Origin of the sequence: Pelagibacterium sediminicola (genome assembly GCF_003390885.1) — a bacterium.
GTDB classification, from domain to species: Bacteria; Pseudomonadota; Alphaproteobacteria; order Rhizobiales; family Devosiaceae; genus Pelagibacterium; species Pelagibacterium sediminicola.
Map to the genome: position 1 here is coordinate 421,944 of NZ_QMEL01000003.1, position 26,913 is coordinate 448,856.

Annotated in this window: 24 protein-coding genes; 7 read left to right on the forward strand and 17 right to left on the reverse strand. The window is 62.0% G+C overall.

Annotated features, from left to right (window positions below; genetic code table 11):
- From DQG18_RS08190 to DQG18_RS08225, 8 genes are all read right to left on the reverse strand, one after another.
- Complete coding sequence (locus DQG18_RS08190) at nucleotides 1-1,110, reverse strand: ABC transporter ATP-binding protein (RefSeq protein ID WP_116653732.1); 1,110 nt, start codon at nucleotides 1,108-1,110, stop codon at nucleotides 1-3.
- A gap of 4 nt (nucleotides 1,111-1,114) precedes the next feature.
- On the reverse strand, nucleotides 1,115-1,996 hold the full coding sequence (locus DQG18_RS08195; protein WP_116653733.1) for a carbohydrate ABC transporter permease: 882 nt from the start codon (nucleotides 1,994-1,996) through the stop codon (nucleotides 1,115-1,117).
- Nucleotides 1,993-2,874, reverse strand: a complete 882-nt coding sequence (locus tag DQG18_RS08200) for a carbohydrate ABC transporter permease (protein ID WP_116653734.1) — start codon at nucleotides 2,872-2,874, stop codon at nucleotides 1,993-1,995. The genes DQG18_RS08195 and DQG18_RS08200 overlap by 4 nt, the downstream gene beginning before the upstream one ends.
- 116 nt (nucleotides 2,875-2,990) lie before the next feature.
- A complete protein-coding gene (locus DQG18_RS08205) occupies nucleotides 2,991-4,235 on the reverse strand; it encodes an ABC transporter substrate-binding protein (protein WP_116653735.1) in 1,245 nt (414 codons plus the stop codon).
- 144 nt (nucleotides 4,236-4,379) lie between these two features.
- Entirely contained in the window at nucleotides 4,380-5,894 is a 1,515-nt protein-coding gene (locus tag DQG18_RS08210) for an aldehyde dehydrogenase family protein (RefSeq protein WP_425454218.1), read from the reverse strand.
- Complete coding sequence (locus tag DQG18_RS08215; protein ID WP_116653737.1) at nucleotides 5,888-6,667, reverse strand: enoyl-CoA hydratase/isomerase family protein; 780 nt, start codon at nucleotides 6,665-6,667, stop codon at nucleotides 5,888-5,890. The genes DQG18_RS08210 and DQG18_RS08215 overlap by 7 nt, the downstream gene beginning before the upstream one ends.
- Nucleotides 6,660-8,261, reverse strand: coding sequence for an acyl CoA:acetate/3-ketoacid CoA transferase (locus DQG18_RS08220; protein ID WP_116653738.1), 1,602 nt, complete (start codon nucleotides 8,259-8,261; stop codon nucleotides 6,660-6,662). Before DQG18_RS08220 ends, DQG18_RS08215 begins: the two co-directional genes overlap by 8 nt.
- Nucleotides 8,262-8,267: 6 nt before the next feature.
- Nucleotides 8,268-9,263 (reverse strand): Gfo/Idh/MocA family protein, encoded by a 996-nt coding sequence (locus tag DQG18_RS08225; protein WP_116653739.1) that lies wholly within the window; start codon nucleotides 9,261-9,263, stop codon nucleotides 8,268-8,270.
- 245 nt (nucleotides 9,264-9,508) lie between these two features.
- Here DQG18_RS08225 and DQG18_RS08230 point away from each other — a divergent pair, with 245 nt between their 5' ends.
- Nucleotides 9,509-10,060, forward strand: coding sequence for a PadR family transcriptional regulator (locus tag DQG18_RS08230; protein WP_198669707.1), 552 nt, complete (start codon nucleotides 9,509-9,511; stop codon nucleotides 10,058-10,060).
- Nucleotides 10,061-10,079: 19 nt separating this feature from the next.
- On the opposite strand, the gene rhaI is transcribed toward DQG18_RS08230, so the two are convergent.
- Together rhaI and DQG18_RS08240 are read right to left on the reverse strand one after the other, a co-directional pair.
- Nucleotides 10,080-11,372, reverse strand: a complete 1,293-nt coding sequence (gene rhaI / locus DQG18_RS08235; protein ID WP_116653740.1) for an L-rhamnose catabolism isomerase — start codon at nucleotides 11,370-11,372, stop codon at nucleotides 10,080-10,082.
- Nucleotides 11,373-11,557: 185 nt separating this feature from the next.
- A complete protein-coding gene (locus DQG18_RS08240; RefSeq protein WP_116653741.1) occupies nucleotides 11,558-13,651 on the reverse strand; it encodes a bifunctional rhamnulose-1-phosphate aldolase/short-chain dehydrogenase in 2,094 nt (697 codons plus the stop codon).
- Nucleotides 13,652-13,911: 260 nt separating this feature from the next.
- On the opposite strand from DQG18_RS08240, the gene DQG18_RS08245 reads away from it, so the two are divergent.
- Together DQG18_RS08245 and DQG18_RS08250 are read left to right on the forward strand one after the other, a co-directional pair.
- Complete coding sequence (locus DQG18_RS08245; protein WP_116653742.1) at nucleotides 13,912-14,721, forward strand: DeoR/GlpR family DNA-binding transcription regulator; 810 nt, start codon at nucleotides 13,912-13,914, stop codon at nucleotides 14,719-14,721.
- A gap of 8 nt (nucleotides 14,722-14,729) precedes the next feature.
- Nucleotides 14,730-16,091 carry an FGGY-family carbohydrate kinase gene (locus DQG18_RS08250; protein ID WP_116653743.1) on the forward strand — a complete coding sequence of 454 codons (1,362 nt, stop codon included), beginning with the start codon at nucleotides 14,730-14,732 and terminating at the stop codon, nucleotides 16,089-16,091.
- Here DQG18_RS08250 and DQG18_RS08255 read toward each other — a convergent pair.
- The 5 genes from DQG18_RS08255 to DQG18_RS08275 all read right to left on the reverse strand — a co-directional run bounded on the left by DQG18_RS08255 (nucleotide 16,081) and on the right by DQG18_RS08275 (nucleotide 20,090).
- Complete coding sequence (locus tag DQG18_RS08255) at nucleotides 16,081-16,842, reverse strand: ABC transporter permease (protein ID WP_116653744.1); 762 nt, start codon at nucleotides 16,840-16,842, stop codon at nucleotides 16,081-16,083. The genes DQG18_RS08250 and DQG18_RS08255 overlap by 11 nt on opposite strands.
- On the reverse strand, nucleotides 16,839-17,786 hold the full coding sequence (locus DQG18_RS08260) for an ABC transporter ATP-binding protein (protein ID WP_116653745.1): 948 nt from the start codon (nucleotides 17,784-17,786) through the stop codon (nucleotides 16,839-16,841). The genes DQG18_RS08255 and DQG18_RS08260 overlap by 4 nt, the downstream gene beginning before the upstream one ends.
- A gap of 122 nt (nucleotides 17,787-17,908) precedes the next feature.
- Nucleotides 17,909-18,391 carry a 30S ribosomal protein S9 gene (gene rpsI / locus DQG18_RS08265; RefSeq protein ID WP_116653746.1) on the reverse strand — a complete coding sequence of 161 codons (483 nt, stop codon included), beginning with the start codon at nucleotides 18,389-18,391 and terminating at the stop codon, nucleotides 17,909-17,911.
- 1 nt (nucleotide 18,392) lies between these two features.
- The gene (gene rplM, locus DQG18_RS08270; protein WP_116653747.1) at nucleotides 18,393-18,857 is read right to left on the reverse strand and encodes a 50S ribosomal protein L13; all 465 of its coding nucleotides are present in this window, start codon (nucleotides 18,855-18,857) and stop codon (nucleotides 18,393-18,395) included.
- A 180-nt stretch (nucleotides 18,858-19,037) separates the two neighbouring features.
- Nucleotides 19,038-20,090 carry a COX15/CtaA family protein gene (locus DQG18_RS08275; RefSeq protein ID WP_245958406.1) on the reverse strand — a complete coding sequence of 351 codons (1,053 nt, stop codon included), beginning with the start codon at nucleotides 20,088-20,090 and terminating at the stop codon, nucleotides 19,038-19,040.
- A 91-nt stretch (nucleotides 20,091-20,181) separates the two neighbouring features.
- Here DQG18_RS08275 and DQG18_RS08280 point away from each other — a divergent pair, with 91 nt between their 5' ends.
- Nucleotides 20,182-20,388: a DUF2842 domain-containing protein gene (locus DQG18_RS08280; RefSeq protein WP_157970061.1), complete on the forward strand. Its 207-nt coding sequence runs from the start codon at nucleotides 20,182-20,184 to the stop codon at nucleotides 20,386-20,388.
- Nucleotides 20,389-20,407: 19 nt separating this feature from the next.
- Here the strand turns inward: DQG18_RS08280 and DQG18_RS08285 are convergent, their stop codons facing one another.
- Together DQG18_RS08285 and DQG18_RS08290 are read right to left on the reverse strand one after the other, a co-directional pair.
- On the reverse strand, nucleotides 20,408-21,409 hold the full coding sequence (locus DQG18_RS08285; protein ID WP_116653749.1) for a polysaccharide deacetylase family protein: 1,002 nt from the start codon (nucleotides 21,407-21,409) through the stop codon (nucleotides 20,408-20,410).
- Nucleotides 21,410-21,424: 15 nt separating this feature from the next.
- Entirely contained in the window at nucleotides 21,425-23,485 is a 2,061-nt protein-coding gene (locus tag DQG18_RS08290; RefSeq protein WP_116653750.1) for a GumC family protein, read from the reverse strand.
- 137 nt (nucleotides 23,486-23,622) lie between these two features.
- On the opposite strand from DQG18_RS08290, the gene DQG18_RS08295 reads away from it, so the two are divergent.
- The 3 genes from DQG18_RS08295 (at nucleotide 23,623) to DQG18_RS08305 (ending at nucleotide 26,904) form a co-directional block, all read left to right on the forward strand.
- Nucleotides 23,623-24,174, forward strand: coding sequence for a polysaccharide biosynthesis/export family protein (locus DQG18_RS08295; RefSeq protein WP_198669708.1), 552 nt, complete (start codon nucleotides 23,623-23,625; stop codon nucleotides 24,172-24,174).
- Nucleotides 24,174-25,292, forward strand: a complete 1,119-nt coding sequence (locus DQG18_RS08300) for a glycosyltransferase family 4 protein (protein ID WP_116653752.1) — start codon at nucleotides 24,174-24,176, stop codon at nucleotides 25,290-25,292. The genes DQG18_RS08295 and DQG18_RS08300 overlap by 1 nt, the downstream gene beginning before the upstream one ends.
- A 97-nt stretch (nucleotides 25,293-25,389) precedes the next feature.
- Nucleotides 25,390-26,904, forward strand: a complete 1,515-nt coding sequence (locus tag DQG18_RS08305) for an undecaprenyl-phosphate glucose phosphotransferase (protein ID WP_116653753.1) — start codon at nucleotides 25,390-25,392, stop codon at nucleotides 26,902-26,904.
- Nucleotides 26,905-26,913 lie beyond the last annotated feature (9 nt).

The window sequence follows — 26,913 nt, forward strand, 5'->3', positions numbered from 1 at the left end:
TCAAGCGATCCGCTGCTGGGTCTGGGGATCGAAAAACACCGCCTTGTCGAGATTGAACGCGAGCGGCGTTTTCTGCCCCGCCATGATCCGGGCGTCGGCACGAAGGCGTGCCACGGCGGCCTTGTCGCCGATCTTGGTGACCGCGAAGGTGTCAGAGCCAGCCGGCTCCACAACATCGATCAGGCATTCGCCCTCGATCAGCGCATCGGCGTTGCGGTCCGCCCCATCGGGATCGGTCAGCGCCTCGGGACGAATGCCGAAGACGATATCGCGGCCCATATGTTCCGAAAGCGTGCCGTTCTTTAGGGGCAGCCGCAGGGGATCATCGTCCGGGCGGGCCAACTCGATGGTAGTGGCGCCTCCGTGCTCGATCACGCGCGCGGGCAACAGGTTCATCGCCGGCGAGCCCATGAAATCGGCGACGAACATGTTGGCGGGGTTGTTGTAGATTTCGGCGGGCGTGCCGAATTGCTGGAGAATCCCGTCCTTGAGCACCGCAATCTTTGTGGCCAGCGTCATGGCCTCGATCTGGTCGTGGGTCACATAGACGATGGTCGTCTTCATACGGTTGTGCAGGCGCTTGATCTCGGTGCGCATGTCGACGCGCAGCTTGGCGTCGAGGTTGGACAGCGGCTCGTCGAACAGGAACACCTGCGGGTTGCGCACGAGCGCGCGCCCCATGGCGACGCGCTGGCGCTGGCCGCCCGAAAGCTGGCTGGGCTTGCGGTCGAGCAGGTGCCCGATCTGCAGAATGTCGGCCACTTCCTTGATCGCCTTTTCGCGCTCGGGGGCCGGCACCTTGCGGATTTCCATGCCGAAGGCGATGTTTCCGCGCACCGTCATGTTGGGATAGAGCGCGTAGGACTGGAACACCATCGCGATGTCGCGTTTGGAGGGGTGCAACCCCTCGACCGAGTTGCCGGCGATCTCGATCTCACCGGACGTGATCGGCTCGAGACCGGCGATGGTGTTGAGCAGCGTGGACTTGCCGCACCCCGAGGGGCCGACCAGCACGAGGAAGCCGCCCTCTTCGATTTCAAGATTTATGTCCTTGAGAATCTCGAGCGAGCCAAAGGACTTGTAGAGATTCTTGATGGCGAGAAATGACATGGGACTATCCCTTTACAGCGCCCGACATCAGGCCACGCACGAAGTAGCGGCCCGAAACGATGTAGACGATGAGTGTAGGCAGGGCGGCTAGGATCGCGCCCGCGAAATGAACGTTGTATTCGGCAACCCCCGTGGACGAGCTCACGAGGTTGTTGAGCGCCACGGTCATCGGCGTCGAGGTGAAACCCGAGAACGATGCGCCGAACAGGAAGTCGTTCCAGATATTGGTGAACTGCCAGATGACCGAAACCACGATGATCGGTCCCGATGAGGGCAGCAGGATACGCCAGAAAATCTGGAAGAACCCGGCGCCGTCGATCTGGGCGGCCCTGACCAGTTCGGTCGGGAAGGCTTCGTAGTAATTGCGGAAATAAAGCGTCGTGAAGCCCAGTCCATAGACGATGTGGACGAGGATCAACCCCTGGAGCGTCCCCGACCACCCAAAGAGCCCAAGGATACGCGCCATGGGAATGAGGACGATCTGGAACGGAATGAAGCACGACAGCAGCAACATGCCGAATACGATGTTGGCTCCCCGGAAGCGCCATTTGGTGAGAATATAGCCGTTGAACGCACCAAGCACCGTCGAGATGGCGACGGCGGGCACCACCATCATGATCGAGTTGATGAAATAGGGACGCAAGCCGGTAGGCTGGACGCCGATCTGGGCTGTCGACCATGCCTTGAGCCATGGCTCGATGGTCCACATCTCAGGCAGATCGAGAATGCCGCCGCCCCGGATTTCGTCGAGGGGTTTCAGCGAATTTACGATCATCACGTAGAGCGGCAGCATGTAGAATGCCGCAAACAGCAAAAGAGCCGTATAGATCAGCGCGCGCGTCAGCCGCGAATGGCTGAAGGCGACCTGGGTGCTCGGAACGCTCATGTCCGCTTCTCCCCGCGCAGTTCGGAATAAAGATAGGGGATGATGATCGAAAAGATCATGATCAGCATGATGATGGCCGAGGACGCGCCCACGCCCATCTGGTTGCGGGTAAAGGTATAGGAATACATGAACGTCGCGGGCAGTTCGGTCGCCTGTCCCGGCCCGCCGCCGGTCAGCGCCACGACGAGATCGTAGGATTTGATGGCGAGGTGCGCGAGCACCACGAAGGCCGAGAGAAAAACGGGCCGCATCAGCGGAATGACGATGCGCCGGTAAATCGTGACATTGGACGCGCCGTCGATCTGCGCGGCCTTGATGATCTCGTTGTCCACGCCGCGTAATCCGGCAAGGAACATGGCCATCACGAACCCGGAAGTTTGCCAGACGGCGGCGAGGACGACGGTATAGATCGCGAAATTGCGGTCCTTGATCCAGTTGAAGCTGAAACTCTCCCAGCCCCACAGGTGCATGGTGTGCTCCAGCCCGACGCCGGGATCGAGAAACCACTTCCAGGCCGTACCCGTGACGATGAACGAGAGGGCCATGGGATAAAGATAGATGGGTCGCAACACGCCCTCGGCGCGGATCTTCTGATCGAGCAGAATAGCCAGCCCCAGGCCGATCACCGTGCAGATGGCGATGTAGAGCGAACCAAATATCGCAAGGTTCATGACGGCGCGGTTCCAGTGCGGAAGCGACCACAGTCTTGCGTAATTATCAAAGCCGATCCACTCGTTGCTGGGCAACATGCGGCTGTTGGTGAACGAGAGATAGCCCGTATAGGCGATAAAGCCATATACGAAAATCAGCATCAGAAAGAAGCTGGGGCTGAGCACCAGCTTGGGTATCCAGTCCTGGATGCGGTTGCGCGTCATCATTTTCAGTGTTCCTCGCCAGGGCCGCAGGCCGATCGCGTCCGCGAGCGGCTTGAATGTATCGGCATCAAGGACGCGGCGGGGGAACGTATCCCCCGCCGCGCAGCCTTCAGAATGGCTTACATTGCGCTTTCAACGGCGAGCGACAGTTCCTCGGCAGCTTCCTCGGACGTATATTCGCCGTTGAAGTGGCCGGTGATGACGTCATACATGGCGTTCTTGACGCTGGCGGGGTTGGCGTGGCCATGGGCCATGGAACCCAGCAGCGTGCCATTGGCGCTTGCTTCGGCGAGGTCGGCGATGGCCTTCTGCCCGCAGGCGTCGAAGGCGGAATCGTCGATGTCGGTGCGGGCCGGAGCCGAACCCTTGACCGTGTTGAACGCAACCTGGAATTCCGGGCTCAGGATCGAGGCCGCCATGGCGTGCTGGGCTTCAACCTGGGCAGCGTCCACGTTGAACATGGCGAACTGATCAGCGTTGAAGGTCACCGAGCCCTGCGTGCCCGGATAACGGATGCACTGGAAATCCTCACCCGGCACGAGACCAGCGGCAAGGAACTCGCCCTTGGCCCAGTCGCCCATGAACTGCATGCCGGCTTCACCGGTGATGACCATGGCCGAGGCGATGTTCCAGTCACGTCCCGAGAAGTTGTCATCGACATAGCCGCGCAGGGTTTCCATGCGGTCGAAGACCTCGACCATCGTATCGGAACGCAGGGCGTCGAGATCGAGATCGATCATGGTCGACTGGTAGAAGTCCGTACCCATGGACAGCACGACCGCATCGAAAATGGTCGCATCCTGCCAGTCCTGGCCGCCGTGGCCGATGGGGATGATGCCCTGCTCACGGAAATTGTCGAGCAGCGCGATGAGGTCTTCCCAGCTCTCGGGCAACTCGCCACCGGCTGCTTCGAGCGCATCGTTGTTGATCCATACCCAGTTGGTCGAGTGCACGTTGACCGGGGCGGCGATCCAGTGGCCGTCATATTTGGAGAACGCCTGGAGCGCCTCGGGAACCACCTCATCCCAGCCCTGCTCGCTGGCGATGTCATCGAGGTTGCCCAGCGCGCCTTCGGCGGCCCAATCGAGAATGTCGAAGCCGAGCATCTGCACGGCAGTGGGCGGGTTGCCACCGGTGACGCGGGCGCGCAACACGGTCATGGCATCCGAACCACCGCCACCGGCGATGGGCATGTCCTGCCAGCTAATACCCTGGCTTTCCAGATCCTGACGCAGCACGTCGAGCGCCGCGGCCTCGCCGCCAGCGGTCCACCAGTGCAGAACCTCCACACTCTGCGCATTCGCTACCGTTGCCGATGCGCTCATGAGCGCGACGGCGGCGGTGCCAAGTAGAAGCTTTTTCATATTTATCCTCCCATTCAGGGTCTTGGCGGACGTTCTCGCCGCCGGCTCAAACCATCCGGCACAATTGCCGGGTGGAATTCGTTATCTCCAACTAAAGTCTAATGCTGGTTTTGCAAAACGCAAATAGACTCGTTCGGTCACATCTCAACTCCGGGGCACCCACCAGTTAGTGCGCGGCCCGGTGTGCATGTTGAGCGTCTTGGTTTCCGTGTAATCCTCCACCGCATGGCGGCCCAGTTCCCGGCCGAGGCCCGACTGGCGATAGCCACCGAACGGCAATTCCGACGCGCCGTCCATGAACGTATTCACCCACACGGTTCCCGCGCGTACCTTGCGCCCGATCGTGATGCAGGTGTCGAAATCCCGGCTCCAGACCGCTGCCGAAAGCCCGTAGTCCACAGCGTTGGCGATCGATATGGCCTCAGCCTCGGTGTTGAAGGTCAGCACCGACAGCACCGGCCCAAAAACCTCCTCACGCGCCACCGCCATATCGGGCGTAACTCCCGAAATAATGGTCGGCGCCATGAAATCGCCCGCGCCCAGATCAATGCTTTCCCCGCCCAGCGCCACCGAAGCCCCCGCTTCGGACGCGCCCGCGACATAGGTGGAAATCTTTTCGAGGTGCTGAGGCGTGATGATCGCGCCGACCTGAGTGGCCGGGTCCATGGGGTCGCCCACCCGTACCTTGGTTGAAAGCTCGACGATACGCGCAGTCACCTCGTCGGCGATGGACGCATGCAGGATGAGACGCGAGCCCGCGTTACAACATTCGCCCGCGTTGAAATTGGCCCCGAAAACGGCGGCATCGACAAAGGCGTCTAGATCGGCGTCGGGGAATACGATCTGCGGGTTCTTGCCGCCCAGTTCGAGCGAGACCTTCTTTAGTGTCGCCGACGCATTGCGCATGGCAAGCTTGCCGACGCCGGTCGAGCCGGTGAACGAGATCATGTCGACGTCCGGATGCTCGAGAAGCGGCGCGCCCGCTTCCGGGCCGGTCCCGACGATGATGTTGACCACACCCTCGGGCACGCCCGCTTCCATGAGGATTTCGCCCAGAACGAGCGTCGATCCCGAGGAAAGCTCGGACGGCTTGACGACCGTCGTACAGCCGGCGGCGAGCGCGAAAGGCAGCTTTTGCGATACGATCAGGAAGGGGAAATTCCATGGCGTGATGATCGAGACCACACCAATCGGCTCGCGCAACACGACTCCAAGCGTCGTCGATCCAAGCGTATTGTAGCTTTCGCCATGAAGGTCGCGCGCCAACGCGGCGGCGTAGCGCCAGATATCGGCTGCACCTTCGATCTCCCCACGACACTGGCTGATCGGCTTGCCCGCTTCCAGCGCATCGAGGGTGGCGAGTTCTTCACGCCGCGCATCGATCATGTCGGCGGCCTTGAGCAGGATCGCGGCGCGCTCGGCACCGGTCATGTTGGGCCAGTGGTCCTCATCGAACGCCTTCCGCGCAGCCGCTATGGCGCGCTCGGCATCCTGTTTGGTCGCGGACGCGTAACGGCTGACGAGCACGCCATGGGCGGGCGAATTACGGTCGAGTTCCCTGCCCTCCGCGCCATCGGCCCATTGGCCGGCGATCAGCATCTTGAAGTTGCGGGCCTTGTAGTCCAACGCCTGCGGGCGCACGAAAATGCCCATTACCATTCTCCTTTGAAGCGTGCCGGGCGCTTTTCGGTGAAGGCGGCAACCCCCTCACGCATGTCGCCCGTCTTTGCGGCGAGAATCGAGCCCAGCGCTTCCACCGCCGAGCCATCGTCTTCCCCGGCCGCTATGCCGATCATCAGTTTTGTGATTTCGAGAGCCGCCGGGCCGCGTTCAGCGATCGCGCCGGCATAGTCGCGGGCTGCGGCGAGCGCCTCGCCCTTTTCGACAACGCGATCGACCAGCCCCAGGGCAAGCGCCTCATCGGGCGTAAACATCTCGCCACCCAGCACCATGCGGCGCACCACCTGCGTACCGAAGCGGCGGACCAGCCGCTGGGTGCCCGACCACCCCGGAACCATGCCCAGCGAGGTCTCGGGCAGGCCGATCCTGATGCCCTGTTCAGCGATACGGATATCGGCGGCGCCCGCCAGTTCCAGTCCGCCACCCAGCGCATGGCCATTGAGGGCCGCGATCACTGGCACGCGCAAACCGGCAAGGCGCGAAAAGACCCGATGGCCCATGCGGACCCATTGATGGCCGAACTCCTGGGGCTCCATCGTTCCCCACGCCTTGATGTCGCCGCCCGCCGAAAACGCCTTGCCGCTGCCGGTGACGATGGCGGCGCGCACCGACCCATCCGCCTCGATCCGGTCGCACGCGGCATCGAGCGCCACGAGCATATCGATATCGAAGGCGTTGAGCTTGTCCGGCCGGTTGACCGTGATGGTCGCGACAGCGCCCTCGATCGTCGTTTCGATGCGCGGGTCAGCCATTGACCACCCTCCGCGGCTTTTGCGGGAGCTTGAGGCCGAAGGGCCCGGCGCCGAACAGGGCGGCGTCCATCTGCTTGAGATCATCGGCAACGGTCAGGGGGAATTCCGCCTGATCGAGAATACCGGTCTGGAGGTCCACGCCCGGCGCGATCTCGGTCACGACGATCCCTTGCGGGCGCAGGGCCATCACGCAGCGTTCGGTGACATAGGTTATGTCCTGTCCTTGCCTGACGGCGCGCGGACCGGAGAAGGTGACGTGCTCGACCTTGTCCACCAGTTTCTTGACCTTGCCTTCCTTCTCGATGCGCAGCTTTCCATCCTCGACGGCAAGTTTGGCCCCGGCATTGAACATGCCCGAAAAGACGATTTTTCGCGCGCGCGAGGTGATATCGACAAACCCGCCCGCACCCGCGGTAACGTGAGGCCGGAAGCTCAATTGGGAGACGTTGACCGACCCGGTCCTGTCGATCTCCAGGAACGAAAGCAGGGACGCGTCGAAGCCTGCTCCCTGGAAATAGATGAACTGTTGCGGCGAGGGGACGTAGGCGTCCGCATTGGCTGCGCAGCCGAAGGCGAAGTCGAGCAGCGGCATGCCGCCGACCGGGCCCTGTTCGATCACCCAGGTGACCGCGCCATCGAGCCCTTCTTCAAGAAGGATGCGCGGCACGTTGGCGGAAATGCCGAACCCAAGGTTGACCGCCGATCCGGCTTCGAGTTCCTGCGCGACGCGGCGCGCGATGACCTTCTGGATGTTGAATTCAGCCAGACGGAAGCTGTCGAGCGGGCGGAAGATCTCGCCCGAAATGGCCGGGTCGTACGATGTCTGCGTGGTCTGCTTCTGGTCGGGATCGACCACGACATAATCGACCAGAACGCCCGGCACGCGCACATCGTGGGGTTTGAGGCTGCCATTGGCCGTCACGCGCTTGACCTGGGCGATGACGATGCCGCCATTGTTGCGCACGGCCAGCGCCTGTTCGTAGCCGCCGAGATAGGCGCCCTCGTGTTCATAGGTGAGGTTGCCGTTTTCATCGGCGGTCGTGGCGCGGATGATGGCGACCTGCGGGACGATGTTCTTGAAATAGAGCCATTCCTCGCCCTCGAACGTCACCTTCTTCACCACCGGGTCGGCGGCGGCTGCCTCGTTCATCGCGCAGCCCTGCTGGTCGGGATCGACGAACGTTTCGAGCCCCACCTTGGTGAGCACCCCCGGGCGCTTGGCAGCAGCTTCCCGGTGCATGTCGAACAGGATGCCCGATGGAATGTTGTAGGCGGCGATCTCGTTCTTGCCCACCATCTGCCAGATCAGCGGCGGCTCCGCCGATGAGGGGCCGGAAGGAAAGGAACCGGCGACGATGGTCTTGAGCAGACCCGGCCGCGCAATATGGTCGATGCCCTTGATGCCGCTCATGTCGCCCGCCGCGATGGGATGCAGCGTCGTGAGGTTCTTGGGCTGGCCCGTCGCTTCAAACCGCTCGCCGATCGCCTTGAGCATGGCATCGGGGCAGCCAAGGCCGCTCGACGAGGACACGGTGACGATCGTTCCATCCGGAATGAGGCCAGCGGCCTCGGCGAGTGAAATCTGCTTGCTCATCGGAGCTTAAACCTCAATCCTGACTGATGCGCCGGCGCGCGCCGCTTCCTGCGCCGCCAGCGCCGAAGCGAGAGACCAGATGCCGTCCTCGGCGCTGGCCAAAGGCTTGCCCTCGCCCTTGATCGCGCCGTGGAACGCGGCGAGCGCGCGGTCATAAAGATTGACGCCGTCGAGTTCGAGCGCGCGCTCACCCTCCGCGTTGCGCAAGATCACATCGCCTACCGGCTTTTGGGTCATCACATTGGTACCGATCAGCGACCCCTCGGTGCCGTGCACCTCAAACCCGGTCTGGACATATTTGGTGGTAAAGGCGTCGTGGCACTGGGCGAGAACGCCATTGGAAAACTTGAAAACGCTCATCGCACCGTCCTCGAGGCCGCCCGCGCTCATGCCACCGGCTTGCGTCATGGCAACGACCTCTTCGGGGTCCGCGCCCAGCACGAACCGCAAGGTGTCGATATCGTGGACGGTAAGATCGAGAATGGCGCCGCCGCCCGCCTCAGGGCGCGTCAGCCGCCAGCCCTGAAGGTGCTCGGGGAGGTAAACGGCGTGGAAGACGCGGGCACCTAAAGGTGTACCCACCCTGCCCTCGGCGATCGCGTCGCGCATGGCCCGGTGGGAGGCGGCGCCACGCAGGTGATGGTTGGTGGCCAGCACCACGCCCGCTTCCTGCGCAGCGTCCCGCATGGCGACCGCGTCGGCAACCGTCAGCGCAAGGGGCTTTTCGCACAAGACGTGCTTGCCGGCCCGCGCCGCCGCGATAGCCTGATCGCGGTGTAATTCATTGGTGGTCGAGATGTACACCGCATCGATCGCCGGATCGGAAACGAGGTCCTCAACGCTCGCGACCGTTCTGGCGATACGGTGATTGCTGGCGTAAGCAGCAGCACGCTCCCCGCCAGTGCTCATGAGAGAGGCCACCTCGCCACCGTTTGCGCGGATAGCACCGATCACCCATTCGCTGGCGATCGTGGATGCGCCAATCAAACCCCAAGTCGTCATCGTCACCTGCTCCCGTAACTCAATTCTGACGCCAGCCCCGCGTCAATCCTCCCAAGGAGGTCCGTTCATTGGCCGAAACGTTATTTGGAACGTTCCAATATGTCAACAGGCAGATTGCCGAGAAATTTGGTCACCAGAAACCGCTGTGGAAATTTCCGCACACGCTGATCGCCCCCGCCTCCCAATTCTTGACATTTTTATATCTAAGATATATCTTGACTGTAACGATCACTGGAGCCCTTCACATGACACACCATACTTGTCACGCACATCATCATCGAAGCCGCGAGGGTGCCGAGCGGCTGCGCGGGCTGGCTGGTGGCGGGCGCTCGCGGCGCGGCAAGCTGTTCGATTCCGGGCAGTTCCAGCTCATATTGCTGGGCCTGATCGGGGACGGGGAACGGCACGGATATGAACTGATGCGGGAGATCGAAGAGCGCACGCGCGGCATCTATACGCCCAGCCCCGGCGTCGTTTATCCCACCCTGACCCTGCTGGTCGATATGGGCCTGATCGAGGAAACGGCGGCCAGCGGCACCCGCAAAACGTTCCGGATCACGGACGAGGGACGCACGCTGCTCGAAGAGCGCTCCGGCCAGGTCGAGATGCTGCAAACGCGGCTCGACGCCATCGGCAACAAGGCGGGCCGGGCCGACAGCGCGCCAACGCGGCGGGCCATGGCCAATCTGCGCCACGTGCTCATGGACCGGCTGTCAAAACCCGGAACGACCGACAAGCACATGCTCGAGGCGGCGCGCATGATCGATGAAGTGGCCGGCAACATCGAGCGCATGTAGCGGCGACCGAGCCTTCTAGTCAGATGATGCCGCCCGATCCGCCCGACACCGCCGGGCGTTCACGCGCGACCCTGGCGCGGTAACCGGACGCACGATAGGCGGCGACCGGATCGATGGCGGCGCCCTCGCGCCGGCGCGCTTCGGCCAGAATCGGGTCCACATCGGTGCGGAACGCCTTCTTGAGCGTCTGGGCGGCCATCAGCGCATCATTGCCGTCCTGATAACCCCTCAGCGCTTCACGGTCGACCAGCAGCGCCTGAGCGTAGGCGCGCTGCACCTCCATGGCGCTCTGCATGAGGCTCTCGATGGGGTCGGTGACGTTATGGCTCTGGTCCAGCATGTGCGCGGGATCGAAATCCTTCGCGTCGCGCATTTCCGCATCGACCAGTTCGTTGAAGACGAGGAACAGGCGGAACGGATCGATCGCGCCCGTGTCGAGATCGTCATCACCATATTTGGAGTCGTTGAAATGGAAACCGCCGAGCTTTCCGAACTGGATGAGCCGCGCGACGATCATCTCGATATTGACGTTGGGCGCGTGGTGGCCGAGGTCGACGAGGCAGAACGCCTGCGGGCCAAGCTCCTTTGCGATGAGATAGTTGGTGCCCCAGTCCTGCACGACCGTTGAATAGAAGGCCGGCTCATACATCTTGTGCTCGGAAAAGATGCGCCAGTCGGATGGCAGGGCTTTGACCACTTCACGCATCGATTCAAGATAGCGCTCGAACTGGGTGGTGAAATTGGTCTGTCCGGGAAAGTTCGAGCCATCCCCGATCCACACGGTCAGCGCTTTCGAGCCGATGGCCTTGCCGATTTCGATGCACTCGATGTTGTGCTCGATGGCCTGCCTGCGCGTTGCCGGATCGGCATGGGTGAGCGAGCCGAACTTGTAGGAATGGACCTGCCCGGCTGCGTCCGAGAAGGTGTTGGAATTCATCGCATCGAAACCGAGACCGAGTTCATCGGCCTTCCCGCGCAGCGCTTTGGGGTCGGCCTTGTCCCAGGGAATGTGGAGCGAGACATTGGGGGTCGCACCGGTCAACCGGTGGATAACGGCACAGTCCTCGAGCTTGTCAAAAATGTCGCGCGGCTCGCCCTCACCGGGGAAACGGGCAAAGCGTGTACCACCGGTGCCGACGCCCCAGGAGGGGATGGCGACACCGTAACCGGAGACCTTTTCGACGATTTTCTCGATCTCGACCCCGCGCCGGTCGAGATTCTCGCCCAGCGATTCAAAATCGGACCGCAAGCCTTTGTCCAAACGCTCGTTTTGCACCCCGACATGCTCGGCTGAAATGCCTCTTTCCGTCATACCGACCCTCCCTCTATCTTCAACTTCCCACCGTTGTCATTCCGGCATTTATTGCCGGAATCCAGCGCGATATTTCCTCAACATCAGTGCGTGCGGCCAGCATAGACTGGACCCCGGGAATAAATCCCGGAGTGACATTGGAGGGGGGGGGCTGGATGCGAAAGCAAGCCGGTTTTTCCCCTGCCTTACCGCGTAAAACTCTGTGCGTTGCCCGCATCGACATTGACGATGTTGCCGGTCGATTTGGCCGACATCTCGGAGGCAAAGAAATAGATGGCCTCGGCGATATCTTCGGGCAGCACCGAACGCTTGAGCATCGAGCGCTGGCGGTAGTGTTCCTCAAGCTCGTCCGTGGCCATGTTATAGGCGGCTGCGCGCTGTTCCTTCCACTCCCCGGACCAAATTTTGCTGCCGCGCAGCACGGCATCCGGGTTGACCACGTTGACGCGGATCTGTTCGGCGGCGCCTTCGAGCGCGAGACAGCGGGCGAGGTGGATTTCGGCGGCCTTGGCGGTGCAATAGGCCGAGGCGTTGGGCGACGCGGCAAGCCCATTCTTGGACGCAACGAACACGACATTGCCGCCGATCTTCTGGGTGCGGAACAGCTTGAACGCTTCGCGGCTGACGAGGAAATAGCCCGTCGCGAGAATATCCATGTTCCTGTTCCAGAGCGCAAGCGTCGTTTCCTCGATGGGCGCGGAAGACGCAAGCCCGGCGTTGGAAACGAGAATGTCGAGCCCGCCGAATTCGGTCGCGGCTTCGGCAAAGCTGGCGATGACGGCGGATTCATCGGTGACGTCGGTGCGGGTCGAGCGGACGACATCCTTGCCGAAAGCGCCCGCCAGTTCGGCGTTGGCCTCGGCAAGAGCCGTCTCGTCAATATCGGCGAGGATAACGCAGGCGCCTTCCTCTAAAAGCCTTGCCGCCGTCGCCTTGCCGATGCCCCCTGCCCCGCCGGTGACCAGCGCGACGCGCCCGGCAAGCGATTTTGCCTTTGGCATGCGCTGGAGCTTTGCTTCCTCAAGCTGCCAGTATTCGATGTCGAAGGCTTCCTGCTCGTCCAGCCCGCGATAGGTCGAAACGGCGGATGCGCCGCGCATGACGTTGATGGCGTTGATATAGAACTCGGCGGAAATGCGGGCGGTGGCCTTGTCCTTGGCAAAAGTCAGCATCCCGACGCCCGGAACGAGATAGACCACCGCATTGGGGTCGCGCATGGCGGGGGAGTTGTCGCGCTTGCAGCGCTCATAATAGGCCGCGTAGCCCTCGCGATAATCGGCGATCGCCTTTTCGAGTCCGGCGAGGGTCGCGTCGACATCGCCATCAAACGGCACGACCAGAGGCGCGATCTTGGTGCGCAGGAAATGGTCGGGGCAAGACGTGCCGAGAGGGGCGAGCGTATCGAGTGCGCTGGAATTGACGAAATCGAGCACCGCCTGGCTGTCGTCGAAATGGCCGACCTTGTGGCTGTCTCTGGAGATATGGCCGCGAATGACCGGCATCAGGCGCGCAGCGATGGCGCGGCGCTCGTTTGCGGGCAACGCGTCCACCCTTGGACCATCGAACGGAGGCTTGCCGGCTGTTTTTTCCTCGAGCCAGGCGATCGCCTTGTTGATGGTGGCGATGGTGGTCTCGTAGCAGGATTTCGGCGTATCACCCCAGGTGAACAGGCCGTGGCTTTCGAGGATCACGCCCTTGGCCTGAGGGTTCTCCATACAGAACTTTTCGAGCCATAGCCCAAGCTCGAAGCCGGGCCGCTTCCATGGGAGCCAGCCGATTTCATCCCCGAATATTTCCCCGGTCAGCGTCTTGCTGTCCGCACTCGCCGCAATGGCGATGATCGCGTCCGGGTGCATGTGATCCACGAACGGATGCGGCACGAACGCATGGAGCGGGGTATCGATGGACGCAGCGCGCGGATTGAGGTCGAAGGTGCAGTGCGGCAGGTAGCCGACCATCTCGTCTTCATGCTCGATACCGCGATAAAGACCCTTCAAAGCCCGCAGCTTGTCCATATAAAGGGTGGCAAAACCGTCGCGCCTGATCGAACCGACGTCGCCACCCGAGCCCTTTACCCACAACACCTCCACATCGGCCCCGGTCAGGGGGTCTTTTTCGGTAATCTTGGAGGAGGTGTTGCCGCCCCCGTAATTGGTGATGCGCTTGTCCGAGCCGAGCAGATTGGAGCGGTAAACCAGCCGGTCAGCCTCGCTCATTTTCCCCGCCTCAGCGTCGTCCCACAGGTCTGAAAGGCGCGAGGGCACAGTACCGGCTGACATGAAATGGACCTCCCATGGGATCTTTGCGGGACGCGCCCGCAGGCTCAATCATGTGCACCCGCTCACACTACAATGTCAATCACATACGATCATAAACGTGCAAATTTGCGCAAGGATATGATTGACATTGATCGAAACTGGTAGGAAGCATGGTGCCTTGCGTCAATCGGTGATAGCAGACAATCGGCCTTCCACCGCTGATTCAGCCATCCGCCGATGATGCTGCACCAATAAAACAAGAGATCCGGGGAGGATTGTCCATGCACGAACGCGAACGCCATCGCGTCATTCTCTCGGCGGTGCAATCCCGCCCCGTCGCGACCGTTCAGGAACTGGTCGAACTGACCGAGACCTCGGAAGCAACGATACGGCGCGACATCGCTGCACTCCACGTGCAAGGGCGGCTGCGGCGGGTGCGCGGAGGCGCCGAAGCCCTGACGCCGCCGACGCAAGGTGGACTGATCGGGCGACCCTTCTCAGTCAATGAAACGATCAATGTCGGATTGAAGCGCGCCATCGCGCGCGAGGCCGTGGCTCTGTGCGAGGAAGGGGATTCCATCATCATCAATGGCGGCACCACGACCTACCAGATGGTGTTCCATCTGACGAACCGGCGCTGCCAGGTGTTCACCAACTCCTTTCCCATCGCCAGCCATTTGCTCACCCATTCCAAGAACAGCGTCATTGTTCCCGGCGGCACGATCTATCGTGAGCAGAACATCATCCTCTCACCGTTCGAGAGCGATGTGACGAGGCATTTTTATGCCCGTCGCATGTTCATGGGCGCGCAGGGCATTGGCCCGCATGGGTTGACGGAAGCCGACCCGCTGCTCATTCAGGCCGAGCAAAAACTGCTCAACCAGGCAGAAGAACTCGTCATCCTTGCGGATTCCTCGAAATTCCGGCAGCGGTCGAGCCTGATCCTGTGCCGCCTCGATCGAATCCACAAGGTGATCACCGACCGTGGCATTCGCGACGAAGAGCGCCAGATGCTCGAAGACAGAGAAATCCAGGTGATCATCGCCGAGACGCGGGACGACGCGAAGCAAAGCGCCTCATCGGTCGCCTGAACCAGACAATGCGGTTCGTCGGCGTCATCGATATCGGCAAGACCAACGCAAAATTCGCCGTTGTCGATCGCGAGACAATGGCAGAGGTCGCGGTGCGCACGACCCCCAACACGGTGGTCGAAGGTCCGCCCTACCCGCACTACGACATCAGGGCGATCCGGAAATTTCTTTATTCGGCGATCCGCGATCTCAACGCCAGCCATCCTCTTGCCGCCATTTCGATCACGACCCATGGCGCCAGCGCGGCGCTGGTCGATGACCAGGGCCAACTGGCGCTGCCGGTTCTCGACTATGAGAGCGGCCTACCTGAGATTTTTGCACAGGAGTACGAAGCGGTCCGGCCCGATTTTGCCACCGGTTTCACCCCGCGATTGCCGCAGGGGCTCAATCTGGGGGCACAGCTTTTCTATCAGGCGCGCGCCTTTCCCGACGCCTTCAGACGCACGCGCTGGATTCTGACCTATCCGCAATACTGGGCCTTCCTGCTGACTGGTATTGCCGCGAGCGAATCAACTTCGCTCGGCTGCCACACGGACCTTTGGGATTTTCCTCATTGGTCATGGTCGTCGCTGGTGACATCGCAAGGCTGGCGGGACAAGTTTCCCCCGCTGCGCCGGGCGGGAGACAGGCTCGGACCGGTCAAACCGGCTCTTGCCGCCGAACTGGAGCTTGCCGGCGACGTTCCGGTGCTGTGCGGCATCCACGATTCCAACGCCTCGCTCGTTCCGCATATCGTGGGGCAGGATGGCGCGTTCTCGGTCGTTTCGACGGGGACCTGGGTCATCAGTGCATCGCCGGGGGCAGGACTCGACAAGCTCGATCCGGCCCGGGACTGCCTTGCCAATATCGATGCGCTGGGCCGCGCTGTGCCTTCCGCGCGCTTCATGGGCGGGAGGGAATATTCGATGCTCACCCAAGGCATCGAGGCTGCGCCCGATGCGATCGCCGAGCAGAGCATCGCGGCAGGAGAGATCATGCTGCTGCCTTCGGTTGTCCGGGGGTGCGGCCCCTACCCCGACCGGCAATCGTCATGGACCGTCGATCCGGCCTTGCTTTCCGATACCGAGAGGGTTGCGGCCATATCCTATTATCTTGCGCTGATGACAGCCGACAGTCTGGCGATGACCAGCGGGCAAGGCCCCGTCATCGTCGAGGGCCCGTTCGCCCGCAATGGCGCCTATTGCCGGATGCTGGCCGCTGCCTCGGGGCGCGCCGTCGAGATTTCCGCCAGCGCAACCGGGACGAGCATCGGCGCCGCGATGCTGCTGGACTTGGGCGCGGCGGCCCCGCAAGCGCCGGGCGCCCGTCATGCGCCCGAGCCTGCGCTTGCCGATTACGCGGCGCGCTGGCGCCAAGCGGTCACGTCCTGAGCTTGTACCCGGTGCGGAACATCCAGGTGACGACCGTGAGCGCGGCGGCAAGAAAGCCCAGCGTCATCCCGAGACTGACAACGATATCCACATCGGCCACCCCGTAAAAGGACCAGCGAAAACCGCTCACCAGGTAAACCACGGGGTTGAAAAGCGAAATGGTCTGCCAGACCGGGGGCAGCATGGTGATCGAATAGAAGGTGCCGCCGAGAAAGGCCAGAGGCGTGACGATCAGTAACGGAAACAGTTGCAGCTTCTCGAACCCGTCCGCCCAGATGCCGATGATGAAGCCGATCAGCGAGAAGGTCGTCGCGGTGAGGATGAGGAAAACGACCATCCAGACGGGATGGGCGATGGTGAGGTCGACGAAAAAGCCCGCCGTTGCCAGCATGATGAGCGACAGGATCACCGATTTGGTGGCCGCAGCGCCGACATAGGCGATCACCGTTTCCACGTGGGAAATGGGGGCGGACAGGATTTCGTAGATCGTGCCGGAGAATTTCGGAAAGTAGATGCCGAACGATGCGTTGGAGATCGACTGCTGGAGCAGCGACAGCATGATCAGGCCCGGCACGATGAACGCGCCATAACTCACCCCTTCGACCGAATCGATGCGCGAGCCGATAGCCGCGCCGAACACCACGAAATAGAGCGAGGTCGATACGACTGGGGAAACCACCGACTGGAGCGCGGTGCGCCACCAGCGTGCCATTTCAAAGGTATAGATGGCTTTGATCGCGTAAAGATTCATGTCCGGTCCCTCAGAAGGCCGATGAAGATGTCCTCGAGCGAACTCTGGGATGTGCTCAGATCCCTGATCCGCAATCCTTCGGCACTGACGGCGGCCATGAGGCTGGCGATGCCGGTGCGCTCGGCCTGCGTGTCATAGGAGTGGACGAGCTGGGTACCCTCCCGTTCAAGCCGCAGGCCCAGCGATACAAGATGTTCGGGCAGCGTTGCGATTGGGTCCTGCAGTTCGATCGTGAGGTCCTTCTTGCCGAGCTTGGCCATAAGCTCGTTCTTTTCCTCGACCAGAATGATCTCGCCGTTGGAGATGATCCCGATCCGGTCGGCCATTTCCTCGGCTTCCTCGATGTAGTGGGTGGTGAGGATGATGGTGACGCCGCTTTCCTTCAAATCGCGCACCACCCGCCACATGTCGCGGCGCAGTTCCACATCGACGCCAGCGGTCGGTTCATCGAGAAACAGGATAGCGGGTTGGTGGCTCATGGCCTTGGCGATCAGCACGCGCCGCTTCATGCCGCCCGACAGCGTGATCACCCGCTCCTTGCGCTTGTCCCAGAGCGAAAGGTCCTTGAGGATCTTTTCGACCAGCGCATCGTTGCGCGGCTTGCCGAACAACCCGCGCGTAAACGAGACGTTGTCCCAGACCGTTTCGTAGCGCTCGCCGGTCAACTCCTGCGGCACCAGTCCGATCACCGCGCGTGTCTTGCGGAACTCCTCGATGACGTCGTGCCCGTTGACGAGGATCGTTCCCGAGGTCGGGTTCACGAGGCCGCAGACAGACCCGATAAGTGTCGTCTTGCCCGCGCCGTTCGGCCCCAGCAGCGCAAAGATTTCTCCCTTGCGTATGTCGAGGTTGACGCTTTTGAGCGCCTCGAAACCGGTATCGTATGTTTTGGAAAGATTGGAGATCGAGACCGCGGGTTGCGCAGTCTCTACGTGCATGTTCATTGTCCGCCCTCCGGCATAGGGAGCCCTATATAGGTCGATATAACGGATTGCCTAGGCTGGTCCCGACAAAAAAAGCCCGCCGAAGCGGGCCTTTTCCTAACTTGGCTTGTATTTTGCGAAACTTAGCGCTTCGAGAACTGGAACGAACGGCGGGCCTTGGCGCGGCCGTACTTCTTGCGCTCGACCACACGGCTGTCGCGGGTCAGGAAGCCACCTTTCTTGAGTACGCTGCGAAGCGCGGGCTCGTAATGGGTCAGCGCCTGGGAGATGCCGTGGCGCACCGCACCGGCCTGGCCGGAAAGACCGCCGCCGGCGACCGTTGCGACAACGTCGAACTGGTCGACGCGTTCAGTGGCGACGATAGGCTGCTGCACGATCATCTGGAGAACCGGACGGGCGAAATACGTCGCCAGTTCCCGGCCATTGATCGTGACCTTGCCCGAACCGGGCTTGACCCACACGCGGGCAACGGCGTCCTTGCGCTTGCCGGTGGCGTAGGCACGGCCCTGCGCGTCGATCTTCTGTACGCGCACGGGCGCATCGGACACTTCGGTCTGGGTCGCGGTCCCGAGGTCTTCGAGGGTGTTGATGGTGGTCTCGGACATATTACTTCACCCTCACATTCTTGGTGTTGAGCGCGGCAACGTCGAGCACCTGAGGCTGCTGGGCTTCATGGGGATGCTCGGCACCGGCATAGACGCGCAGGTTCTTCAACTGGGCGCGGGACAGCGGACCGCCGGGCATCATGCGGCGCACGGCATTCTCGACGACGCGCTCGGGGAAACGCCCTTCGAGCAACTGGCGCATGGTGCGGTCCTTGATGCCGCCCGGGTAGCCGGTGTGCCAGTAGAAGCGCTTATCATCGAGCTTGTTGCCGGTGAACTTCACCTTGTCGGCATTGATGACGATGACGTTATCGCCCATGTCCTGGTTCGGCGTGAAGGTCGGCAGGTGCTTGCCGCGCAAGCGGGTCGCGATGATCGCGGCGAGACGGCCAACCACAAGGCCTTCCGCGTCGATCAGAACCCACTTCTTCTCGATCTCGCCAGCCTTGGCGGAGTAGGTTTTCATTGTTCTTGTTCCTTCGGTGACTCTTTGACGGAACAAAGCCGCCGGAACCGGCGGCCTCCCGTCGGACGTCTGAGAAACGTCCCATTCGCTGCGCGTCTTACAGGCGCGCGAAAATGCCGTCAAGCACATTTAAATTATCGTTTGATTTCAGTGCACTAGCTACTCGGTATTATAATACCGTCAATAAAGTCTTTTGATATCAGCCAGATAGGCCGTCACCATTCCGATCAACATGAAGGCCAACGCCTGATGACCGAGCGCGATCGGAATACTGACGACCGTGAGCAGGGTCGCGACCCCCAGAACGACCTGCAAGACAGTGATCAACGCGATGCGCGGCAGCCATCCATGCACCCCCGCAAAGCCCGGTGACTTGCGCCCCACCCACCACATCGCCAGAACGTAAAGGGTAAGACCGTAGGCTATGAGGCGATGGTTGAACTGCACCGTGAGTACGTCTTCAAACAGGTTCACCCAGAACGGAACGATGCCGTAAAGGCCCGTGGGGATCAGCCGTCCGTCCATCAGCGGCCATGTGTTGTAGGCCGCGCCAGCGAACAGGCCGGCCACGAAGGCCCCCGCGACAATCTGGACGAATACCAATGCCAACAGCCCCCAGAGCGCCAGCACCCAGCCCGAAGAAGGTTGCCCCCCCTTTATCGGTTCATGCAGGCTTCGCGCGACCCAGAGCAGCGCAACCCAGAGTACACAGGCCGCCGCAAGGTGCACTGCCAGGCGGTACTGAGAGACGTAAGCCAGATCCGAGAGGCCGGACGTAACCATCCACCAGCCGAGAAACCCCTGGAAGCCACCGAGCACGAACAGCCCGGCCAGTGGCCATGTCAACGATTTCGGGATGCGCTTCTGGATGAGGAAGATGGCGAAAGGAATGGCAAAGGCAAAGCCAAGCAGCCGCCCGAGAAGGCGGTGTATCCACTCCCACCAGAAGATCAGCTTGAACTCGTTCACGCCCATCCAGCCGGAAAACTCCTGCTGATATTGCGGAATCTGCTGATAGGCCTCGAATTCGGCCTGCCAGTCGGCATCGGAGAGCGGGGGCAGGATGCCTGAAACCGGCTTCCAGCTCGTGATCGAAAGCCCCGATTCGGTTAGCCGCGTCGCACCGCCCACAAGCACCATCAGCAACACCATGGCCGCGAGCACATAAAGCCATATGCGCACCGGGCGGATGCGGGTTTCGTTATAGACGGGGAGAGAAGAAACGGCGGTCAAGGCACGAACCGGGTTTGTGAGATCGTGGCAATCTGCTATCGTTTACGGTGTACTTTTACAATAACCCCAATCGCCGCAGGCCGGTATCGGATTGAACCAGCGTCAACGCAAAGCCGTCGGAACCATCATCACGATCGTGTCGCTCATCGTCTGGGCAACTATCGGCATGTGGTTCTACGACTGGTTCCTCGTCGGCGCCTCGCAGCTCTGGCACTTCATCTTCTTTGTCTGCTTCGGTCTCGCCTGGATTTTCCCCGCCCGCGCGGTCATCCGCTGGATGGTCAAGCCGGACGCATGAAGATGTAGGGCGGCCGTGCCTATTGCCGCGGCCCCTTGTCCAGTTTCGCGATCTGCGTGAACAGCGCGCCGGTCAGCAGCACGTCGATATAGCGTTCGTTCTGGAAATTGCCGTTAAGAGAAATGCGCGGCAGGACATGGAGGCCTTGGCCGTGGGCCGGGTAAAGCCCGCCCGGTATCGTCGTCACCGCGCTTTCAAACCCGGCCTTGGAAGCCAGCCGATATTCCCGCTCGCCTGCCGCCTGCCGGCTGCCTATGGGGTAGGAGAAATGGCGCGGGCGGGTTCCGAAACGAGTTTTGAGGATATCGGCCGATCCCGCCATTTCCCACCGTGCTTCGGCTTCATCGAGCTTTGAAAGCTCGAAGTGATGGATGGTGTGCGCACCGATCGTGCAGAGCGATTCATCGGCGAAGGTTTGAAGTTCATCCCAACCCATGATGAGGGACCGGCAATGGGCCGCAAGGTCGAGGCCGTTTTCCCGGGCGAGCGCCGACATTTCCTCGACTCGTTGGGCTTCGGGAATCTTGCGGTAGTGCCAATAGAGCGCATTGTACCGCTCATACTTCTCCTCAAGCGTCCCGCTGCCGCCGGCCACGATGTCTTCCAGCGCCTGCCACCAGACCTCCCCTGCCCCGTCCACCAAAGCAGTGGGGACGTAGAGCGTGAAGGGTACATTGTATTTGCGCAAGATCGGCAGCGCGTGGACGAGGTTGTCGCGATAGGCGTCATCGAAGGTGAGGACAGTGAACGGCCTTGCGTCCGGCTCTTGTAGCCGGGCGATGGCCGTGTCCATCGATACGATATCGAAACCCGCCGCGCGGGCCTTGAGGATGACGGCTTCCAGAAAACCCGGCGTTATCTGGAGAATCGCGTTCGGCGCGAAGGCGGCGGGCGGCTCGGGGAGTACGCGGTGGAGCGTGAAGATCACGCCCCGGCAGGCCGAGAATGTCCGGATCAGCGGCGGCAGACGCAGAGCCGAGAGCGTCTCGAACGCGGCCTTGAACAGTCCGTAGCGCGACACGCTCTACCCGGCCCTTCAGGCGACTTCGGAGCGCCGGACGCCGCCGGTCACCAGCAATACGGGCGAAAAGCCGAGCGCTTCGATTTCCTTGCGCGCCCCATCCGTCACTGCCCCCTCGGGGGCGATCAGCGCGCAGGCGCCACCAGCCCCGGAAAATAGCGGCAGGGCCGAGGTCATCCCCACCCCGCCGGTCACGACGATGACCGCCTCGTAAATATCGTCCAGCGCGTCAACCAGAGTTGCCGCGCGCTCGGTATTGCGCTGCAATGCACCGCCCTGCCCCCACGGCACGAACGCAAAGCGCTCTTCGACGCCACGGTGCACCACATCGCCGAAATCGGCTTCTTCCGCGCACAAATCGGTCAAGCCCAGCTCGATTCCCTGCTGGCGGCTGGCGGCATCGATCTCGGCAACGCTCAACCCGCTGTCGATCAGCTTCGCGCTCAGGCGCTCGGCAAGGCCGATACTGTCCTCCCAGCCCTCCAGCGAGGCGATGGTGATGCGGCGCATATTGCCCGCAAGGATGGTGGCCGCCAGAGATTCGAGCTCAACATCGGACCGGCTGGGCGCAGGCGCGGTGATACGGATCGGCTCGGGGACTTCAGGCTGCTGGCCGTCGTCATCCTCGGCATCGGGGAGTTGCGTTTCGTCAAGCGGCGGGGTCTCGAACGCATCTTCGGCCACGGTATCTGCCTGCGGCCACTCTATGAGCGCCCGTCCCGACAAAAGCTCGCGGAAGATGATGGCGCCTACTTGCAAGGCGATCGAGACGAAGGCCAGGATGATGAGGATCAGACCGGTGCGCGGGAAAACGGGGGTGACCGTGGGCGCGGCCTGGGAGACGATCCGCACATCCGGCAGCGCCGAATTGGCGTCCGAGCGCGCCGTCGCCTCGGTAAAGCGCAGCAGGTAGGCGTTAAGCAAATCGCGCTGGGCGGTGGCTCCGCGTTCGAGTTCAGCCAGCGTCACGTTATCGCGCGATGCGGAGCCGGCGGAAATCTTGGCGCGGGCCAGTTCGCCCTCGAGCGACTGGACGAGATCGGCTTCCATCTGCGCCTGACGCTCCAGCGCCTGGGCGACACGCCGCCCCTCGGCGGCGATCTGGGTGTTGAGTTCACCGATCTGGGCATCGAGAGCCCTGATGGTGGGGTGGTTCGAGAGGAGTGTTGCGGAGCGCTGGGCACGCTCGCCCTGCAGCCGCGCCAGTTCGTTGCTGAGTTGCTGGACGACCGGCGAGGCCTGCACCTCGCTGACCCCGTTTACCGGCTGGCCCGATTCGAGCAGCGAACGGATCGTCTGCGCGCGCGTTTCGGCGGCGCTGCTGCGTTCGGCCGCCGCGGTGATCTGGGCCGTGTAGTTGGAGAGTTCCTGATCGATGATCGAGGTGTTGTTGGCACCGGTGAACAGATCGTTCTGGACCCTGAATTCGGCAACGCGCCGCTCCGCCTCGGAAACGCTGCGGCTCAGGCGGTCGATTTCCTGTTCCAGCCAACCCGTCGCCTCGACGGTATCGGCAATCTGCTGGCCCGCGCGGCGATTGACATGGACCCTTGCAAAAGCATTGGCGACACGCGCCGCAAGCTCGGGGTCCTCGGAGCGGAAGGTGATGGAGACGAGGCGCGAATTGCGCTCCTGGGCGACATCGAGGCTGCCGGCGACCGCCGCGATAAGCCCCTGCTCGCTCGGACTGCCACCCAGGCCGATGAAGGATAAGAGCCCTCCTCCGGCCGCAAATTCGGGCACGTCGCGCAACCCGGCCTCGTCGATCACCGCAACGATGGTGTCGCGCGACCTGATGAGTTCGATCTGGCTGGCAACGGTCGCCTCATCGACGATGATCGTTGCACTCAGCACATCGTTGGTGGCGCGTGTGAATGGATTGGTGCGTGGCTCGATCAAAAGGCCAGCGGAAGATTCATAGACCCGGGGCACAAAGAGCAACGCCGCATAGGTCGCGGCGCAAACAATGAGTGTGGCGAGGAGAATGCGCGGCAAACGCCGGAGCACAGCCCCCAAGATCACGCCAACATCGATACTGGCATCCGGTTCGTTGACCAGATTTGCCGGAACATTCATTTAACCACGGCCCCTTATTGAGCCTTTCTTATGGGAGCATCATGGTAAGCATTCGGTTAAGATCGGCCCGTCTCGAGTAAGGAGAATCTTAACCATAACGTGGGAGTTCTGGCCGGGTTATGGGTCAGGATTGTGCGATGCGTATTGCAAGGTGGTTTGTGGTGCTTTTGCCGCTGTTTCTGGCAGCGTGCGCGCATGGCCGTCCGGCGACGTATCTGGTCGAACAGCCCGGACCCTATGGGCTCGACAGCGGGGACGCTGTGCGTGTCACGGTGTTCGGGGAGCCCGATCTCACCAACACCTACCGCGTCGACGATTCCGGGGCGATAGCCATGCCGCTCATCGGCACCGTGCCGGCGCGCGGATCAACCACGGGGATGCTGGCGTCGCGCATCACGGGGGCGCTGGCCAACGGGTTCATGCGCAGCCCGAATGTAGCGGTGGAAGTGGCCGAATACAGGCCCTATTTCATTCAGGGTGCGGTGCGCAATTCGGGGCAGTTCTCCTATAGCTATGGCATGAGCGTGCGTGCGGCGATCAGCGCGGCGGGCGGGCACACCGAAACCGCCAACCGCAACAACGCGATCCTTTATCGGCGGCAGGGCGCCGAGATGGTCAAGGGCACGGTTGGCCTCGATTTCCCGATCCTGCCGGGCGACACCGTGGTCATCTCCGAACGCTGGCTTTGATGGGCGGCATTGCACCGATCCGCATTCTCCAGATCATGCGCGCGCCGGTCGGCGGCTTGTTCCGGCATGTCGCCGATCTCACCGAAGCTCTCGCGGGCAAGGGACATGAGATCGGCATCGTCGTCGACAGCCTTGCAAGCGATGCGCAGACCGAGGCCCGGCTCGATGCGCTGCGGCAGTTCGCCCGGCTCGGCATCCACCGCATGAAGATGCCGCGCGTATTGGGGTCCAACGATCTCGTTACGCCCCTGCGCATCCGGCGGCTCGCCCGCAACCTCGGAGTCACCGTTCTGCACGGTCACGGCGCGAAGGGCGGGTTCGGCGCTCGGATCGCGCGGATCGGCAATCGCGATGTAGCCGCGCTCTATACGCCCCATGGCGGCGTGCTGCATTTCGACACCCGAACGCTATCCGGCGCGCTCTTCATGAGCATCGAGCGCCACCTGCTCAAGACAACCGAGGCGATCATTTTCGAGAGCACCTATGGACAGCGCGTCTTTGCCGAGAAGATCGCGACGCCCTCTTGTATGAACCTCGTCATCCACAATGGCTTGCGCGAGTCCGAGTTCGAGCCTGTCGTCCCATCCCCCGACGCCGCCGATTTCGTCTTCGTGGGCGAACTGCGTCTGCTCAAGGGTATCGATCTCATCATCGAAGCGCTGGCCCGGCTGGACCACCCCGCAACGCTGGTAATGGCAGGCGATGGTCCCGACAAGGAGCACTTGCAGGCGTTGATTGCACGACACGGGCTCGAAGACCGCGTCACACTGGCGGGCGTGCAACCGGCGCGCACCATGTTTGCGCGCGGTCAGTGCGTCGTCGTCCCGTCGCGGGCAGAATCCCTGCCCTATATCGTGCTCGAAGCCGCCGCTGCCGGCCGGCCCATCATCGCGACCGATGTGGGCGGGATAAACGAGATTTTCGGGCCCACCGCACCCAGCCTCGTCACCCCCGATTCCGTCGAAGCGCTCGGAGAGGCCATGCAGGCATGGCTCGACAATCCCCAGACCATGGAAACCGAGGCCGTGGCGCGCCGCGACCATGTGGCGCAGAGTTTCGCGGTGGGGCCGATGGCCAGCGAAATAGAGGCGCTTTATCGCACGCTGACAGAGCGGTAATGCCGGATTTACATTAAGGTTTTCACCTAGTCTTCATACCTTGGAACACATGATGGCCGCCCATAAAATCCATAAATGGGAAGAGGCATAGTTCGCGATGTTCCGGGTCGATCCGAAGCAGGCCGTTATCGATCACCTGAATACGGGCGGCCAGACGACCAAGGACGGGCTTTCGCCCGAAGCCGAAATCGTCGCCTCACGTCCGGTCGAGACGGGGTATTCCCACACGGTCATTTCCGGGCTGGCCCAACTCATCGAAGCGGCAATCCTGGCCATTCTCGGGCTTGTCATTTTTGCCGTCTATGTCGAGGGCGCTACGCCCGAATTCTATATTCCGCTGATCCTTGGCGCGGTGCTGCTCGCCAATATCGCCTTTAACCTCGCCCGCACCCACCGCATGCCGGCCTATCGCACTACAGTCAAACAGCTCCTGCGCGTCTTTGGCGGCTGGACTGCGGTGTTCCTGACCCTCATGGTCGGCATTTTCCTCTTCAAGGCCGGGGACATGGTTTCCCGCGTCTGGCTGCTGAGCTGGTATCTTTCGGGCGCGGCGGCGCTCCTTGTGTTCCGGCTGGGGCTCCGCCACCTCGTCCTGCGCTGGTCGGCTACGGGAAGGCTCAAGCGCCGCACCGTTATCGTGGGCGGTGGCGACGCAGCGGCGGCGCTGATCGAAGCCATCAACAAGAGCACCAACGGGGACATCGAACTGGTGGGACTGTTCGATGACCGGGACGGCGAGCGTTCGCCCGATGAAGTGAAGGGGCTGCGCAAGCTCGGGCGCGTTTTGGATCTGGTGGAATTTTCCCGCCGTGCCAAGATCGACCTCGTGATTGTCTCGATGCCGCTTTCAGCCGAAGCGCGCGTGCTCGAAATGCTGCGCCAGCTCTGGGTGTTGCCGGTCGATATCCGGCTGTCGGCCCATATGAGCAAGCTGCGCTTTACCGACAAAACCTATTCCTATGTCGGCGACCTGCCCGTCTTCGACATGGCCGACCGGCCGATTTCGGACTGGAACCTGGTCTTCAAGTGGGTTTTCGACAAGTCGGTCGCGCTTGCGGCGATCATCGCGCTTTCGCCCGTGATGATCGCAACCGCGATTGCGGTGAAGGCCACCAGCAAGGGCCCGGTTTTCTTCAAGCAGAAGCGCCACGGGTTCAACAACGAGCTGATCGAGATCTACAAGTTCCGCTCGATGTACACCGACATGTCCGACGCAAGGGCATCGCGGCTCGTGACGCGCGACGACCCCCGCGTTACACCGGTGGGCCGGTTCATCCGCAAGGCCTCGATCGACGAGTTGCCGCAGCTTTTCAACGTCCTCAAGGGCGAGCTTTCCATCGTGGGCCCCCGCCCCCACGCCCTTGAGGCCAAGGCCGCCAACACGCTCTATCACGAAGCGGTCGATGGCTATTTCGCACGCCACAAGGTCAAGCCCGGCATCACCGGATGGGCGCAGATCAACGGCTGGCGCGGCGAGACCGATACGGTTGAGAAGATCATGCAGCGGGTGGATCACGACCTTTACTACATCGAGAACTGGTCGGTGCTGCTCGATCTTTACATTCTCATCATGACCCCGCTCAGCCTGTTCAATTCCGAGAACGCCTATTGAGGACACCAC